This is a genomic window from Sphingobacterium ginsenosidimutans, from assembly GCF_039536865.1.
GTDB lineage: Bacteria > Bacteroidota > Bacteroidia > Sphingobacteriales > Sphingobacteriaceae > Sphingobacterium > Sphingobacterium detergens.
In genome coordinates this window covers 1,449,453-1,464,661 of record NZ_BAAAZK010000007.1, presented here as the reverse complement: position 1 = coordinate 1,464,661, position 15,209 = coordinate 1,449,453, and the positions used below count along the sequence as shown (strand labels likewise).

General features: G+C 40.9%; 17 protein-coding genes. 11 read left to right on the top strand and 6 right to left on the bottom strand.

Annotated elements, in window-relative coordinates:
* Window positions 1-155 precede the first annotated feature (155 nt).
* On the bottom strand, window positions 156-725 hold the full coding sequence (locus tag ABFX33_RS18540) for a dihydrofolate reductase family protein (protein WP_282253750.1): 570 nt from the start codon (window positions 723-725) through the stop codon (window positions 156-158).
* A 607-nt stretch (window positions 726-1,332) separates the two neighbouring features.
* On the opposite strand from ABFX33_RS18540, the gene arr reads away from it, so the two are divergent.
* The 4 genes from arr (at window position 1,333) to ABFX33_RS18520 (ending at window position 4,721) form a co-directional block, all read left to right on the top strand.
* A complete protein-coding gene (arr, locus tag ABFX33_RS18535) occupies window positions 1,333-1,746 on the top strand; it encodes an NAD(+)--rifampin ADP-ribosyltransferase (protein WP_346087911.1) in 414 nt (137 codons plus the stop codon).
* 307 nt (window positions 1,747-2,053) lie between these two features.
* Entirely contained in the window at window positions 2,054-3,109 is a 1,056-nt protein-coding gene (locus ABFX33_RS18530) for an NAD(P)-dependent alcohol dehydrogenase (RefSeq protein WP_120257022.1), read from the top strand.
* 532 nt (window positions 3,110-3,641) lie between these two features.
* Complete coding sequence (locus ABFX33_RS18525; RefSeq protein ID WP_346087391.1) at window positions 3,642-4,355, top strand: 2OG-Fe(II) oxygenase; 714 nt, start codon at window positions 3,642-3,644, stop codon at window positions 4,353-4,355.
* Between the two features lie 81 nt (window positions 4,356-4,436).
* Window positions 4,437-4,721 carry an Ada metal-binding domain-containing protein gene (locus tag ABFX33_RS18520; protein WP_257091533.1) on the top strand — a complete coding sequence of 95 codons (285 nt, stop codon included), beginning with the start codon at window positions 4,437-4,439 and terminating at the stop codon, window positions 4,719-4,721.
* A gap of 57 nt (window positions 4,722-4,778) precedes the next feature.
* Here the strand turns inward: ABFX33_RS18520 and ABFX33_RS18515 are convergent, their stop codons facing one another.
* Window positions 4,779-5,243, bottom strand: a complete 465-nt coding sequence (locus ABFX33_RS18515) for an Lrp/AsnC family transcriptional regulator (protein ID WP_120257026.1) — start codon at window positions 5,241-5,243, stop codon at window positions 4,779-4,781.
* Window positions 5,244-5,432: 189 nt separating this feature from the next.
* Here ABFX33_RS18515 and eat point away from each other — a divergent pair, with 189 nt between their 5' ends.
* The 5 genes from eat to ABFX33_RS18490 are packed head-to-tail and all read left to right on the top strand — an operon-like array spanning window position 5,433 to window position 11,383.
* Entirely contained in the window at window positions 5,433-6,755 is a 1,323-nt protein-coding gene (eat, locus tag ABFX33_RS18510) for an ethanolamine permease (RefSeq protein ID WP_346087389.1), read from the top strand.
* Entirely contained in the window at window positions 6,752-8,113 is a 1,362-nt protein-coding gene (locus ABFX33_RS18505; protein WP_346087388.1) for a glutamine synthetase family protein, read from the top strand. Before eat ends, ABFX33_RS18505 begins: the two co-directional genes overlap by 4 nt.
* 7 nt (window positions 8,114-8,120) lie before the next feature.
* Window positions 8,121-9,269, top strand: a complete 1,149-nt coding sequence (locus ABFX33_RS18500) for an iron-containing alcohol dehydrogenase (protein WP_346087387.1) — start codon at window positions 8,121-8,123, stop codon at window positions 9,267-9,269.
* Complete coding sequence (locus ABFX33_RS18495; RefSeq protein WP_346087385.1) at window positions 9,253-10,029, top strand: gamma-glutamyl-gamma-aminobutyrate hydrolase family protein; 777 nt, start codon at window positions 9,253-9,255, stop codon at window positions 10,027-10,029. The genes ABFX33_RS18500 and ABFX33_RS18495 overlap by 17 nt, the downstream gene beginning before the upstream one ends.
* A complete protein-coding gene (locus ABFX33_RS18490) occupies window positions 10,007-11,383 on the top strand; it encodes an aldehyde dehydrogenase family protein (RefSeq protein WP_346087384.1) in 1,377 nt (458 codons plus the stop codon). The genes ABFX33_RS18495 and ABFX33_RS18490 overlap by 23 nt, the downstream gene beginning before the upstream one ends.
* Before the next feature lie 121 nt (window positions 11,384-11,504).
* Here ABFX33_RS18490 and ABFX33_RS18485 read toward each other — a convergent pair whose 3' ends face one another.
* Window positions 11,505-12,767: a metallophosphoesterase gene (locus ABFX33_RS18485; RefSeq protein ID WP_346087382.1), complete on the bottom strand. Its 1,263-nt coding sequence runs from the start codon at window positions 12,765-12,767 to the stop codon at window positions 11,505-11,507.
* Window positions 12,768-12,862: 95 nt separating this feature from the next.
* Here ABFX33_RS18485 and ABFX33_RS18480 point away from each other — a divergent pair, with 95 nt between their 5' ends.
* Window positions 12,863-13,231, top strand: a complete 369-nt coding sequence (locus tag ABFX33_RS18480; RefSeq protein ID WP_120257032.1) for a VOC family protein — start codon at window positions 12,863-12,865, stop codon at window positions 13,229-13,231.
* Window positions 13,232-13,265: 34 nt separating this feature from the next.
* On the opposite strand, the gene ABFX33_RS18475 is transcribed toward ABFX33_RS18480, so the two are convergent.
* From ABFX33_RS18475 to ABFX33_RS18465, 3 genes are all read right to left on the bottom strand, one after another.
* On the bottom strand, window positions 13,266-13,907 hold the full coding sequence (locus ABFX33_RS18475) for a hypothetical protein (RefSeq protein WP_346087380.1): 642 nt from the start codon (window positions 13,905-13,907) through the stop codon (window positions 13,266-13,268).
* A 131-nt stretch (window positions 13,908-14,038) separates the two neighbouring features.
* Window positions 14,039-14,218, bottom strand: coding sequence for a hypothetical protein (locus ABFX33_RS18470; protein ID WP_257091519.1), 180 nt, complete (start codon window positions 14,216-14,218; stop codon window positions 14,039-14,041).
* Window positions 14,219-14,233: 15 nt separating this feature from the next.
* Window positions 14,234-14,410, bottom strand: coding sequence for a hypothetical protein (locus ABFX33_RS18465; protein ID WP_346087378.1), 177 nt, complete (start codon window positions 14,408-14,410; stop codon window positions 14,234-14,236).
* A gap of 645 nt (window positions 14,411-15,055) precedes the next feature.
* On the opposite strand from ABFX33_RS18465, the gene ABFX33_RS18460 reads away from it, so the two are divergent.
* Window positions 15,056-15,178: a hypothetical protein gene (locus ABFX33_RS18460; RefSeq protein ID WP_262508746.1), complete on the top strand. Its 123-nt coding sequence runs from the start codon at window positions 15,056-15,058 to the stop codon at window positions 15,176-15,178.
* The last annotated feature ends 31 nt before the right edge of the window (window positions 15,179-15,209 follow it).

Here is a 15,209-nt window from a genome sequence, read left to right as displayed (position 1 = left end):
ATTATATAAACGATAGTTTTAAATCAATGATTGTAACCATTCCTGAAAAAAATGGGTAGATTTTTATGACATGATTTATTTTGTAAAATTAGGAAATATTAGCTCCTAACCCGTATAAAGTTGGCTAGGAGGGGAGCTTATCCATTGTAGGAATATTATCTTTTAAGCGGTCCAATATATTTATAGCTATTGATGAATATGCCAGTCGGGGTTATCTTTGAGTCGAGGAAGACAAGTTCCTGGGCGTAAACCTTATCTGAGAGTAGGCGCTTGCCATGTCCCAGCAAAACTGGGTAGGTAATGAGTACCACTTCGTCGACGAGACCCTGCTCAAGTAATAGCGAGGTCAGTGTAGAGCTACCTACAACAATCAGATCGGGACCATCCATTGACTTGAGGGCATGAATCGCGGCGAGAATGTCTTCTTCCAAATTTTTTACTGGCCCCCAGGTTAGACTGTCAGGACGGTGTGTTGCGACATATTTTGTTGCAGCATTTATGGCATTGGCCATAGGGAAATCTCCCGCATTGGGCCAGAAGCCACTAAAGATATCATAAGTCTGACGACCTAAAAGAAGGTCGAAGTCTGAGCCATATGCCTGAAAGAGCATTTCCGCTCCTGCGGGACTTCTATAGGCAGTTGTCCATGCGCCATAGGCGTAATCTCCATCGTGTTCGATGATGCCATCAAGGGAGATGTGTTCGAAAATTCTGATCTTTCTCATTGTTTCAAGTGTTTGATTATCAATTCAAATTTAGCGAAGTTTAGAAGCACGGATGAGGTGCAATTGCGACAATATAAGGGGGTAAAACCTTTAGGTCAATCTGTTGTTTTTAGGAATAATTACGAATTGTACGAAGGTCGATGCAATACGATTTACGAACAACATACGGAAATGTATAAAAATATATAGAACTTTAATCCTGCAGATACCGGTGCATGTGGATTTTAAATCTCCCTGTGCCAACGGTACATTCGGCGATGTAAAAAAAGATACGCATATGGAATTTTCACCTTTCAACAACGTTGTTAAACTTTGTCTTCAGGGTATGAGCATGGAAGAGGCCAAGCATACTGAAGAAGCCCTTAACTTATTTACGCAAGCTTGGAACGAAGCCACAGACGATCACGAACACTTTCTTGCGGCTTATTATATCGCTAGGAATCAAGAGGCTATTTCCGACAGATTGACATGGTTGGAGGCGGCCTTGAGCCATGCATTAAAACTAAATGATGATACGGTTAAGAGTGCTTTGCCAAATCTTTATTTGAACCTGGCTAAATGCTATGAAGCGCTGGGGGATAGTGATAAGTCGCATGGATATGCTGATCTGGCTGCAGTCTTGGGGGAAAAACCATCAGATACAGGTCCATTTTATCATGGTACAAGAGCTGATTTACCAGTGGGTGCGCTATTGACAGCGGGAGGTAATTCCAACTATCAATCTGAACTTACCATGAACCATATTTATTTCACCGCATTAGTTAACGGAGCCGGACTCGCGGCGGCTTTGGCAAGGGGCGATGGTCGCGAACGTGTTTATATTATTGAACCAATGGGAAGCTATGAAAATGATCCAAATCTAACAGATAAAAAATTCCCAGGTAACCCGACGCGTTCTTATCGTTCCACAATGGCATTGAAAATCATCGGTGAAGTAAGTGACTGGGTCAGACCGAGCCCCGAAGAGCTTCAGCGGTTCCGTGAACGTTTGGCGAAGGGTAATGGAGAAATAATCAATTAAATGCAAGAGGCATATTACCTGTCCAATATGTAGAGAATGCTAGATTGGTGCTTCTAAAGAAAGCTCATGAAGATGATCAGGGTTATGAGATTGATTTTGAAAGGGATTAAAATTTGAAAAGGATCAAATTGACTGTTCAGAGCGGTTGACCAAGAACATTTTGCGATTTTCATTGTTTGTTCAATGTCAATAATGTCTGAAAGATTCTTTTTTTCGGGCAAATCCCCATTAACTTCGCACAACGTGGTAAATGGATCTTATTTATTGATAATTTGGATCCAATTGGTATTTTATAAAAAACAAAAGAATGATTAAATCGAAAGGTTACGCGGCGAAGGATGGCAATTCCCCGCTTGAATATTGGGAATTTGAAAGAAGAGAACTTGGTTCAAATGATGTGCTAATCGATATCTTGTATAGTGGTATTTGCCATTCAGATATTCACCAGGTGCATGATGAGTGGGGTGGGACACAATATCCAATTGTTCCGGGGCATGAGATCGTTGGCCGCATCAGTGCGGTAGGCAGTGCGGTGACCAAGTTTAAAAAAGGTGATCTAGCCGGTGTTGGTTGTATGGTGGCATCCTGTGGTGAGTGCGATAATTGTAAATCGGATCAGCAACAGTTTTGTTCGGAGAAGAAAACGGTGTGGACTTATAATAGTACGGATGTGATGCACGATCACTCTTGCACCTATGGTGGGTATAGCGATAATATTGTGGCTGATGCAGACTTCGTCTTGCATGTGCCGGAATCGCTTGATATCAAAAAGGTGGCTCCTTTACTTTGTGCGGGGATCACCACTTACTCGCCCTTGAAACGATGGAATATCAGCAAGGGGCATAAAGTTGGCGTGCTAGGGTTAGGTGGTTTAGGCCACATGGCAGTGAAGATCGCTGTCGCCATGGGAGCTGAAGTTACGATGATAAGCCATTCGCCCCGTAAAAAAGCAGATGCGGCGCTGTTAGGTGCCCAGAAGTTTTTAAATACGCATGAATCTTCGGAGTTAAAGGAGTTTTCAGCCTATTTTGATTTTATCATAGACACCGTATCGGCGCCTCATGATTATAATCTCTATTTGGCATTACTAAAAACCAAGGGTGTATACATCTGTGTTGGTATCCCAGCAGCGCCAATGGAAATTAACGGACGCTCGATTATGGGAGGAAATAAAATTTTGACGGCTTCAAGCATTGGTGGTATACAGGAAACACAGGATATGCTTGATTTTTGTGCTGAACATAATATCCTTCCAGAAACCGAATTGATTGACATTGATTATGTGAACGAGGCTTACCAACGTGTATTGGACAGTGATGTAAAATACCGGTTTGTTATTGATATGGCTTCATTAAATAAATAGTGTCAACAACATAAAAAAAATAGGAGTCGTCCACTATTGAAGTGAACCTCAAAAGCTAGACGGATTAACAAAATTAAGTTTTTTGTACTAGAGCTCGGTATTCCACCGGGCTCTTTCCATTTAACCTATGTTTTATTCTTTAATTTTGTTTTTGTCTCCTTAAAGTCTCTTTCTAAATATTCATTTCTAAAAGGATTCACTTTTATTTTTTTAATCGCTTTTTCTCAAAAAGCTTTCTCTAGCCTGTTTGTCTGCGGTCGAAAATCTGCTATTCTGTCGATCTGTATTTATTTCTGATTTTCTGGCTCGTATCTTTAAAACCTTTTTTAGTTTTTATACTGAAGCTGCTCGTTGTTTTGTTTAAACGGCTCTTTTCGATCGTTTTAGCAAAAAATGGTGCTGGATAAAAATGATAATTTGTTGCGCATTGTGTCAAGATTGATGATATATCTCCAAAAAAGGAAAAACAGCAGGTTTCGGATTTTTTACCTTGATTGATAGGTCTAATTTTGAGCTGTTGAAAATTATCGTCATGGAAAATATAGTATCTAGATTGCTGGCCAGGGATTGGACAGTCATCACCAGGGAATTGCATGATAAGGGCTTTGTGATTGTACCTGATCTATTAAATCAAGTCGAATGCGATGAGCTGGTTGCAGCTTACGGTGTTGACAATAGGTATCGAAAAACTATTGTAATGGAGCGTTATCGCTTTGGTTTGGGGGAATATAAATACTTTCAATATCCCTTGCCCGAGCTGATTACGACAATAAGGGAAAAAGTATACGCATTGATTGCACCAGTCGCCAATCAATGGATGGAGGAGCTTAATATGGACCGAAGATTTCCGGCTTCGCATGCTGCGATGCGTGAACTTTGTCAGCAGCATGGACAGATGGAACCTACCGTCCTTATTTTAAAATATAATACAGGCGGATTTAATACGCTACACCAGGATCTATACGGTGAAATTTACTTTCCCATACAAATCGTATTGCTGTTGGATCAGGTGGATCAGGATTATACCGGTGGTGAGTTTGTTATCACGGAACAGATACCAAGGGCGCAGTCTAAGGTTAATGTCTTAAAACCCAAGCGCGGCGATATGATCATCTTTACGACTAATTTTCGCGCAGCGAAAGGCTCCAAAGGCTATTATCGGGTCCATATGAAGCATGGTGTTAGTCCATTGCACAAGGGTCACCGGCATAGCCTTGGGATTATATTCCATGATGGTCTTAGCTAGGATAGGAGATTCTTGCAGGTAAAAAATAACCCATTTGAATTATAGGTATGTATACAATAGAACAAAAATTAAAAACGAAATATGATCAGACATATGGATTTGGGAGGGACAGCGGCTGAAAGAACCAAGTCCTTAAGTTCCTTCATTCGAAAGGGTGAAATTACCTTGGGCGGATATAAAAAGGCTAAGATTTACGGTCGTCTAAACTGTGCCACGGGTAAACGGATGAAAGTCGAACATCGTGTTTTCTTTCGGGATGAGGCTGATGCCGTCAGCCATGGATATAGACCATGTGGTCATTGTATGCGGGAAAAGTACAAGGAGTGGAAAACTAAAGCAGCAGGGGCTAGTGCATGCTTAAAATAAACGCAGATCTCCGTCTGAAAATTTGCAATCACATTTTAGTTTGCCAGATGAAGATCGTTAAAGGAAAAGTGGAAGTCGTGTCGCGTTGACAATTTCTTTCATGACAAAATAGCTTTCCATATGTCTGATTCCTTTAATCGTTGCAAGCTTATTGAAGTTAAATTCATGATAATGGTCGACATCTCTGACCATAACCTTGAGCTGATAATCAAAAGCTCCTGTCACATGGAAGCATTCGACCACTTCCGGAAATTTCTGTATTTCTTCCATAAATAGCAAAGCACTTTCGTTCGAATGCTTTTCCATACTGATCGATACAAGAACCATCAGGTTCAGGTCCAGTTTTCTTCGATCCAGCAAATATACCTTTTGTTTGAGCACAGCTGTAGCCGTCAACTTCTTAATCCGTTCGTATACAGGAGTCATGGATAAGTTGACCCGATCGGAAATTTCCTTGTTACTCATGTTGGCATCCTGTTGCAAAAGGTCCAAGATCATAAGATCTTTTTCATCTAATTTCATTGTTGTAGTAATTTAAATCTAAAAACAAAGGGGTATAAGCCTGTCGTTGGAATAGCAATTCTAAAAATAATAATATTTCAATATAATTTTACTAAAATAAGTTTAATTGCAGGTATTTAACACTATAATTTAATTTAAAGTAGTAAATTCATATTACTTAATATCAATTACCAACCTAGAAAAAGAATTATGAGTGATCCCCAATTAAAGAAAGTCCTTGGCCCCGTCATGTTGTGGGGATTGGGGGTAGGGTATGTAATTTCAGGAATGTATTTTGGATGGAACCTTGGTCTGGCAGAAGGAGGGACCTTAGGGTTAGCCATTGCGACTATATTCGTCATAATTATGTACCTAACCTTTACCTTCAGTTATACAGAAATGGCTTGTGCCATACCGAAAGCTGGAGGGGCTTTTGAATATGCCAATAGGGGACTGGGAAAACAATTGGGGTTTGTTGCAGGGATTGCTCAAAATATAGAATTCGTTTTTGCACCGCCGGCCATTGCAGCGGCGATAGGTGCTTACCTTCATTTGCTTCATCCTGGGGTAGGCTATCTTGCTTTTGCGATCGGAGCCTATCTGATTTTTACAGCAATGAATATTTTAGGTGTGAAACTCGCTGCTTCGTTTGAATTGGTTGTGACAGTCCTTGCGGTTATTGAATTATTGATATTCGCCGGTGTGACGCTGCCAGCATTTGAATTTTCTAATCTTCAACAAAATGCACTTCCCAATGGGTATTCAGGCATTTTTGCATCCATTCCATTTGCCATCTGGTTTTTTCTAGCCATTGAAGGGGTCGCCAATGTGGCTGAGGAAACCATCAATCCGCAGAAAAATGTATTGATCGGTTTTGGGTCAGCTATCGTTACTTTGGTCGTGTTGTGTATCATTACATTTTTATCAGCGGTTGGTGTCGCTGGTTGGGAAGCAGTTGTCTATCCACCGGGAAGTACCGAGGCCTCGGATTCTCCTTTACCTCTTGCTATTGCCAACGTCATTGATAGCTCCCATATTCTATACAAATTACTAATTGGGGTAGGGTTGTTGGGTCTTATTGCGTCGTTCCATGGTATTATTTTGGCCGGGGGACGTGCCACTTTTGAATTTGGGCGAGTAGGATATGCACCATCTATCTTAGGAAAAGTTCATTCACGCTTTAAAACACCAGCTAATGCGCTATTGGTCAATATGGCTGTTGGTATAGTCGCGCTACTGACGGGGAAAACGGCTGGGATCATTACCATTGCCTGTTTTGGTGCAATCAGTCTCTATATTATATCCATGTGGTCTTTTTTCGCCTTACGCAAGAAAGAACCCGCATTGGAGCGCCCATTTAAAGTTCCTCTGTATCCTTTATTTCCTATGCTTGCGCTGATCATCGCCCTGATCTGCCTGGTTGCTATGATTTACTACAACCCATTGACAGCCTTACTATTCTTTGGGCTTGTCATCTTATCATATCTCTATTTCTTAATCTTCCTTGACAAGGATAAAACCATCAAATCATGATCGACAAAAAAGAAATTATTTCCAAATTAAAGGCAAGTACGAGTACACACGTCAAAGTCGCCGTAGCAGATATTGATGGCGTATTGCGAGGCAAATTTATGCACCGTGATAAGTTTATCTCTTCATTGGACGATGAATTCGGCTTTTGTTCCGTCGTGTTTGGATGGGATGTCAATGACCAAGTTTATGACAATGTGGAAATTACAGGCTGGCATACCGGTTATGGAGATTTTCCTGCTCGTATAGATGGAAATACCTTCCGGAAGATACCCTGGCAGGAGGATGTTCCATTTTTTCTGGCTGACTTTGAATCGTCACATGCTACAGACCAAAATGTGTGCCCGAGGGCGCTGTTAAAAAATATCATAGCACAGTCTGAACAGGCTGGCTACAAACCCATTTTTGCACAGGAATTTGAATGGTTCAATTTTATTAAAGGTGATATCAATGCATCACAGAACAGCTTTAAAGAAATGACACCGATTACCTCCGGAATGTTCGGTTATTCCATCTTGCGGATGTCTGATAATTATGGGTTCTTTCGTGATCTTCTTGCGATGCTCGAACAGTTTGGTATTCCCTTGGAAGGTTTGCATACTGAAACAGGACCTGGCGTAATGGAGGCGGCGATTCAATGCAGTAATGCGCTTGAAGCTGCAGATCGGGCTACACTCTTTAAGTCAGCAGTAAAGGAGATCGGTAAAAAACATGGTATTGTCGCTAGCTTTATGGCCAAGCAGACGAAAGAACTGCCGGGCTGTAGCGGTCATGTACATCAGAGCCTCTGGGACCTAAAAAAAGAAAAAAATCTATTTTATGATGCCGACGATCAGTTAGGCATGAGTGAACTGATGAAGCAATTTCTTGCTGGACAACTGTATTGTCTGCGGGATATTTTACCCTTATTTGCACCAACTGTTAACAGCTATAAAAGGCTCACGGAGGGCGCTTGGGCTCCCACGACTTTAACCTGGGGGATAGACAATAGGACTACGGCCCTGCGGGTCATCGATGGTGGACCAAAGGCTACACGTATTGAACATCGGGTGGTTGGTTCGGATGTTAATCCATACCTCGCCATAGCGGCTTGTCTAGCGAGTGGACTTTACGGTATCAAGCATAAACTATCCTTGGACAATCCGTATACTGTGGGTAATGGTTATAAAGATTTGCAACATGGCGTTTTACCAAGAAATCTCTATGAGGCTACGAACCGGATGGCGCAGTCTGAAATAGCATCAGAATTATTCGGTGAAAAATTTGTTGACCACTTCTGTAAATCCAGGTTATGGGAATGGCGGCAGTTTTCAGAACAAGTAACAGATTGGGAAACAAAAAGATATTTTGAAATTATTTAACTGCAAGATGGATACAGATAAAATTTATGGTTTTAATTTTCCGACACCGATTCGTTTCGGTGCAGGAGCGATCAATGAATTACCGGATTACCTATTGCGCAATGGTCTTAACCGCCCTTTATTGGTAACGGATCCAACTATTGCCGAACTTCCTTTTTTTAAGGAAATCCAGCGTAAATTGACGGGCAGAGGGATAGACGTGATTGTGTTTCATGATTTGCACAAAAACCCGGTTAAATCCGATGTGCTGCAAGGTGGTGATGTCTATCGGGGGAACAATAGGGATTCCATCATCGGTGTTGGAGGTGGAGCTGCACTTGATGTTGCGCGGGCAATAGCACTGCGTTCACATCATCATCGTGATCTCTTTGACTACGACGATCTTATCGGTGGAGATATTTATGTAACCAATGAGATTCCACATCTGATCACTGTGCCCACTACAGCAGGTACTGGAAGTGAGGTTGGTCGTAGTGCTATTATTTCCGAAGACGAAACCAAAAAGAAACGTATTTTGTTCAGCCCTAGGTTGATGGCGAAAATAGTCTTTGCGGATCCGCTCCTCACGATGGATCTTCCGGCATTCGTCACAGCGGCTACAGGAATAGATGCCCTCACACACAATATGGAAGCTTATTTAGCAAAAGGATATCATCCGATGTGTGATGGTATAGCGTTAGAGGGAATGGCGATGGTGGCAACAGCTATTGAAAAGGCAACCAAGGAATCTGATTTACAGTCTCGTTCGAAGATGCTTTTGGCCTCACTCATGGGGGCAGTGGCCTTTCAAAAGGGGCTGGGTATTGTCCATAGTCTGGCACATCCTCTTTCCTCGTTGTTAGACACTCATCATGGACTTGCGAATGCCATTAATCTACCTTACGGTATGCAATTTAATTATGCGGGATTCGAAGATCGTTTTGATAAAATGGCAGTAGCGCTCGGTATTGGCAATAACGCTGGCGATAAAGTCGTGGACTATTTATTTGAACTGAATACACGCCTGGATTTACCTACCCATTTATCATCCATCGGTGTGCAAAAGCAACATCTTGCACCATTGTCGGAACTTGCATACGCGGATTTCTGTCATCCTTCAAATCCGAAGCCGGTGACAACAGAAGACTTTCTTGCTATTTATGAAACAGCATTCTAATAAAAATAGTATGATCAAAATTGGTATAAGCGCCTGCTTCTTTTATCCTGACAAGGAACGTACAGTCTTTGGTCCTAAATCACTGAGCTATATGGAAAATGATATGGCCCGTTGGATAGGGAAAAAAGGCGTACTTCCGGTGCTGCTTCCCGATTTAGAGGGGGAGCTGTTGACGGATATTATTGATCAGATGGATGGTATCATCCTCCAAGGGGGGAGCGATATTGCTCCAGCGCAATACGGTGAGGATCCCATAGGGATATGGAGAGGAGACGCTTACAGGGATCAGTATGAACTAAAGATATTGGATTATGCGATCAGGAAGGAGAAGCCCATATTGGGGATCTGCCGGGGATTTCAATTGATGAATGTCTATTTTGGGGGTTCACTTTATCAGGATATTCCTTCACAGATACCTGGAGCAGGAGCCCATCGGTCGGCAGAATTATACGATACGATTAATCATCCCATAAACTTTGTGTCTGGAACCTTGCTTGGGGATTTGTATGGGCATATCTCTAATCCTAAGGTAAACACCGTACATCATCAGGCGGTCAAACAGCTTGGACAAGATTTGGAAGTATACGCTCATTCGGATGATGGTTTTATCGAGGCATTTGGATATACCAAAGCAGCTCCAGGAAAAGTGATGGGTGTACAATGGCATCCGGAGTTTTCTGTTACCCAAGCCGGAAAACTGTTGGATGAAGAATTGATTTTTAATGTTTTTCTAGAACATGCAAAACAACATAGAAATTAGAAACCCCGCTACGGGGGAGGTAGATGCTGTGATCCCTGTTATCACAGCATCCGAATTAGATACAGCGGTCGCTCTTTTAAAAAAAGGACAACTTTCTTGGGCAAAAGTGCCATTACAACAACGTTTAGATTGCATAATTGCGTTTGGACAGTTAATTCTGGCCAATAAACAAGAACTTGCCGAAATCCTTACGAAGGAAACGGGAAAACCGATTACCCAGTCGCTAAACGAAATTGTAGGAGCGCAAAACCGTATCGAACATCTTCGGACAAATGCGAGCAAATGGCTTTCTGAGGAACTCATTACAACAACTGGGGCCACCCGCGAAAAGATTGTGTATGAACCACTGGGGCTGATCGCCAATATTTCCGCATGGAATTTCCCTTATAATGTTGGGTTTAATGTATTTCTATATGCACTTGTAGCTGGCAATGCCGTGCTTTATAAGCCATCAGAGTTTGCTACTGGTACAGGTATACAGTTTGAGAAATATCTGTATCAAGCGGGTATTCCCCAAGATGTATTCAAATGTGTTGTCGGAGATGCCGAGATTGGCCAGCAATTATTGGAGCTACCTCTGGATGGCTATTTTTTTACAGGGTCATATAAGACTGGTCTCCATATTGCGACCACAGTAGCGCATAAATTAGTTCCCGTCCAATTGGAACTAGGCGGGAAGGATCCGCTGTATGTTGCTGATGATATCTTAGATATTAAGAAAGCCGCCATTTCAGCAGCAGAAGGTGCATTTTACAACAATGGACAAAGCTGTTGTGCTGTGGAGCGTATTTATGTATCGGACAAAATATACGATCAGTTTGTTGAAGCCTTTGTCGAGGAAGTAGCCTCTTATACCATTGGAGATCCGATGAAGCAAGATGTATTTATCGGGCCACTAACCAGAGCCGCTCAGCTGACTGTGCTTGATGCCCAAGTAAAAGATGCGCTTGCAAAGGGAGCAACCTTGCGCCTGGGGGGGCATACACTGGAAGATACAGGTTATTACTATGCACCTACAGTTTTTGAGTATTGCAATCACGACATGGAATTGATGAAGGAGGAGAGTTTCGGCCCGTTGATTGGCATCCAAAAGGTGGCTTCAGATGATGAGGCGATCCATCTAATGCAGGATACCACGTATGGCCTGACTGCAGCCGTATTTTCAGCTGATCAGGATAGGGCCATGGCAATACTGGAAAAAATGAACACGGGAACAGTGTATTGGAATTGCTGTGATCGGGTAAGTCCCAACGTCCCTTGGTCTGGACGAAAAAACTCAGGGCTGGGATCAACCCTATCTGCGCAGGGAATCCGCGCTTTTGTTCAGCCCAAAGCATACCATCTGCGACCATAGCTTTTTTGTCTAAATATCGTTTGTAAGGAATTGATTCCCTACTTTCAAGGTTTTAAGTCGTTTTTTGAAAAAACGTCTGTTTATTTCTGTAAGGTTTAATACTGTCGTTCATGACATCGTATTAAACCTTACTTTTTAAATGGAATATCGTGATCTCAGGTAATATTCCCACTCGACTGGGGTAATCTAGGTAGCCGAAACCTACATTCACATAAAGTGATTGATGTTTTTCCTGATACAGACCGGCCCATTCACGATAAGCATATTTAATTGGGCTCCACTGATAATCTGGATTGCTAAAGCCGAATTGACCACCATGTGTGTGTCCACTAAAGGTGACATCGATCATCGGATATTTTGGTAATACCTCAGCCCTCCAATGTGACGGGTCATGTGAAAGGAGGAAGTTGATAGGTGAAGAAGGATCAACCTTGGACATGGCCAGATCGAGATCGCCATAATTGTGCGGGTTGTTTACCCCCCAGTTCTCTACACCTACAAGCGTGATTTTTTCATTATTTAAGACAATCTCCTTCGATTCGTTTAATAGCAGCTGCCAGCCAAGTTTGCGATGGATATCTTTTACATTGTTCAGGTTCTGTTGTTTGGTCAACTTACGCTCATTGTTGAAATGGAACCTATTAAAATGATAGTCCCCATAGTCGTGATTTCCCAAAATAGAAAAGACACCCAAGGGAGCCGTTAGTTTACCAAATATGGAGAGGTAGTCATCCATCTCATCGGCAAAGTCATTCACCAGATCTCCTGTGAAGAAAATAATATCTGGCTTTTGTGAAAGCAATAGGCTTATCCCATTTTTTACAGCATTTAAATTATAAAGACTGCCCGCGTGTATGTCAGAAATCTGAGCGATGGTCTTACCTTCGAACGATTTTGGGAGATCGGGTAAAATCAAATTGACCTGTTTGATCTGGTAATTATAGATATTGGATATAAAACCACGGGTTAAGGCGACTAAAGGGATACTGCTCAACAAAAGACCACTTTTGATGATGAAATCAGATCTTCCTATGGTCTTATTATTTACATCCGGTATTGTATTATTGTTTGTTAGTCGTCTGCCTATATTTCTAAAAAATATCGAAAGTATATCCACGCCGATGGAGAAAAGAAGGATTGTCTTTGCAAGTAGCAATGAAATGGGGAAGAACATGAAACAAGCAGCGATAAAATTGTTCCATTCGAAAAATAAATCCAGGAACATGCAGGCATAAGAGAAAATATTCAATAACCACCAGATTACATTTGCGGTTAATGGTTGTGATTTCCATACGGCCAGTCTGCATAGCCTTAAATATATTAAAATATCAAAGAGAAGAAATATAAAGATGATTTTTAAGAAACTGTATAATTGTGGGATCATATAAAAGTATGTTTGTCTGAACCAAATCTTGCCATAGGGCAAGCGTCCTGACTAATTAATTTATTTATCTTGTATTTTCGTTAAAAATAACAAATATGAATACAAAATTTGAAGCTGGGATTAATATTGCCATAAAAATTCCCAAAAATAAATATGAAAAGACGGTAGCTTTTTACAGGGATATTCTGAAATTGGATGTCGAGGAGAAGCCGATCGATAACCCAACGGTCTCCAGGACACATGAGGTGAAGTTTGGGCACAATATTATTTGGCTTGATTGTGTGGATAACTACACTCATTCCGAAACTTGGTTGCAGCTTACTGTTCCGAATGTTGCTGAAGCGACCGATTATCTATTGTCAAGTGGGGTGGAAACCTGTGACGAAATTGAGGAACTTCCGGAAAATATGCATTGGATTACCGACCCCGCTGGTACCGTGTTCAATTTGCAGCAAAAGCGATAAAATGCTGATTTCGGGCTATGTTGTTAGCATCAGTTTATTCTTGGTGTTTAGCAATAGCGCTGTTTCCCAGCAGGTGAAAGTGTGATAACATTACTATAGGTACTATGATTGTTGGAAGTAAGACATAAGGAAACTGTAATACAGCAATATTAGGTTGATCAAATGCTATTGACTGTAAAGGTAATGGTGATGATAATATACCAATGACCACAACAGCTAGTAGTGAACAGATACCCAAAATATTCCATGCTTTGAAAAATGCAGATGTTAGTATTTTTGGATTGAAGCTACTAAAGATTAAAAATAGAACAGCAGTAATGCCGAAAAATAGATCATAGTTCCAACCCAAAAATGTCATTTCTATAGGCAGCATTTTATGCTTAAAAAGTTGAAAAATAATGAATTCAATAGGGAGTCTGATGATATGGATACCAAGCAGATAATAAGCGTTCAAGCTTAAATTTTTTGATAATCTATAGTAACTGATACTCAGTAAGAGCGCGCTCACCAAGACAAGTACAAAAGTAGGTGGGAAAATCAGAAAAATATTAAGGGATGACACCGCTGAGAGTGCAAATGCCCATATTGCAATAGGAATGACCACCATTTTATTGGGGGAAGCGAGTCCAAATAAAATGAGGCATGCTAAAGTGGAAACGGAAAAAACTACAGGCATAGAAATGCAGATTTACGATATAAAACTACAAGAAATTCTCTTTGAAATACTTGTCCTAGGGCAAGTATTTTGACTCTCAGAAAAATTATCCTATAGTTTTGCTAACCTATGCCGTTGGTCGAATCTTAAATTTAATCAGTTGAGCTCAACCTTTTTTCTTTCAGCCATTTTGATAGGTGGTTGGCGACTTCAATATTATTGAGGTCAGAAAAGGGAAAGTGTGTAATTCCATGAATACCAACCTCGGGAAGATGGACGACAGTGGCGTCACCCTCATGTTTATTGATTGTTGCCGCCCATATTCTGGCCATTTCTAGTCCTGAACGTCAGTGATCCATATTCCAGACTTTGGTGGGTTGTTTGGCAATATTATCTCCGTAGTAAATCACGATGGGAATTTTGGTGAGTTTTTCGAAATCTGCTAATGGAATTTCAACACCTTTGAGCTCACCAAAAAGTCCTGTGGATTGGATTGGTTGTGGCAGTTCGCCTTTCGGAAACATGAAGCTGCTATATGGTTCAAAGGCGACAACGGCTTTAAGTCGGCTGTTTTTAATTGCCGTAGACCATCCCGGGCCGCCCCCTGTGAATGCGTTACCAATATACTAACACGATCGACACAATAAATCCGTTTCTTCCGAGTGAATGCTTCTTCTTCAGGATATTACCTAAAGTTTAACGCATTTTTTTCTTTAGGATCTTATTGAAATTATATCTTTTTCAAAATTGCGAAATACGCTAGTATATAAAGTTATATGAATTACTGAAATAAATACCATTATTACTGTTCATAGGAAGGTAACAAAATGATCAAAGACAAGTTCCGCAAGCGATAAACCACACAAAAATCGGATACCTTGCTATTTTCTGGATAGGAGATGAGCTGATAAAGCTATGCTATTGTTAATAAACCTTTGGGATTGATGGGATATCAGTTATTATTTGTATCTTTAGGAATAAGGTTTGTTATTCATATAACCCATTCGACAAACCAAACATGATAAAAGCTTCTCGTTTTATCTTTAAATTTCTCCAATTATATCATCGTGAAATTTTCTGTTTAGAACCAACCACACTCAAGTTTAATCCCCACAATTCATGTACCCATGGTTATGGGACACACCCTCACAATGTAAACAATATAAGTCATGAGTAAAGATCAAAAAAAGGAAAAAAGTACGAAAGAGAAAACACAGTCGTCATATCAAAAAGAAAAGGACTCGATTTCAAAGGATCTAACAGATAATGTCTTTCGTAAAAAAAAGAAATAAGCAATTGTAGAAGTTAGCTTAATTTAATAAT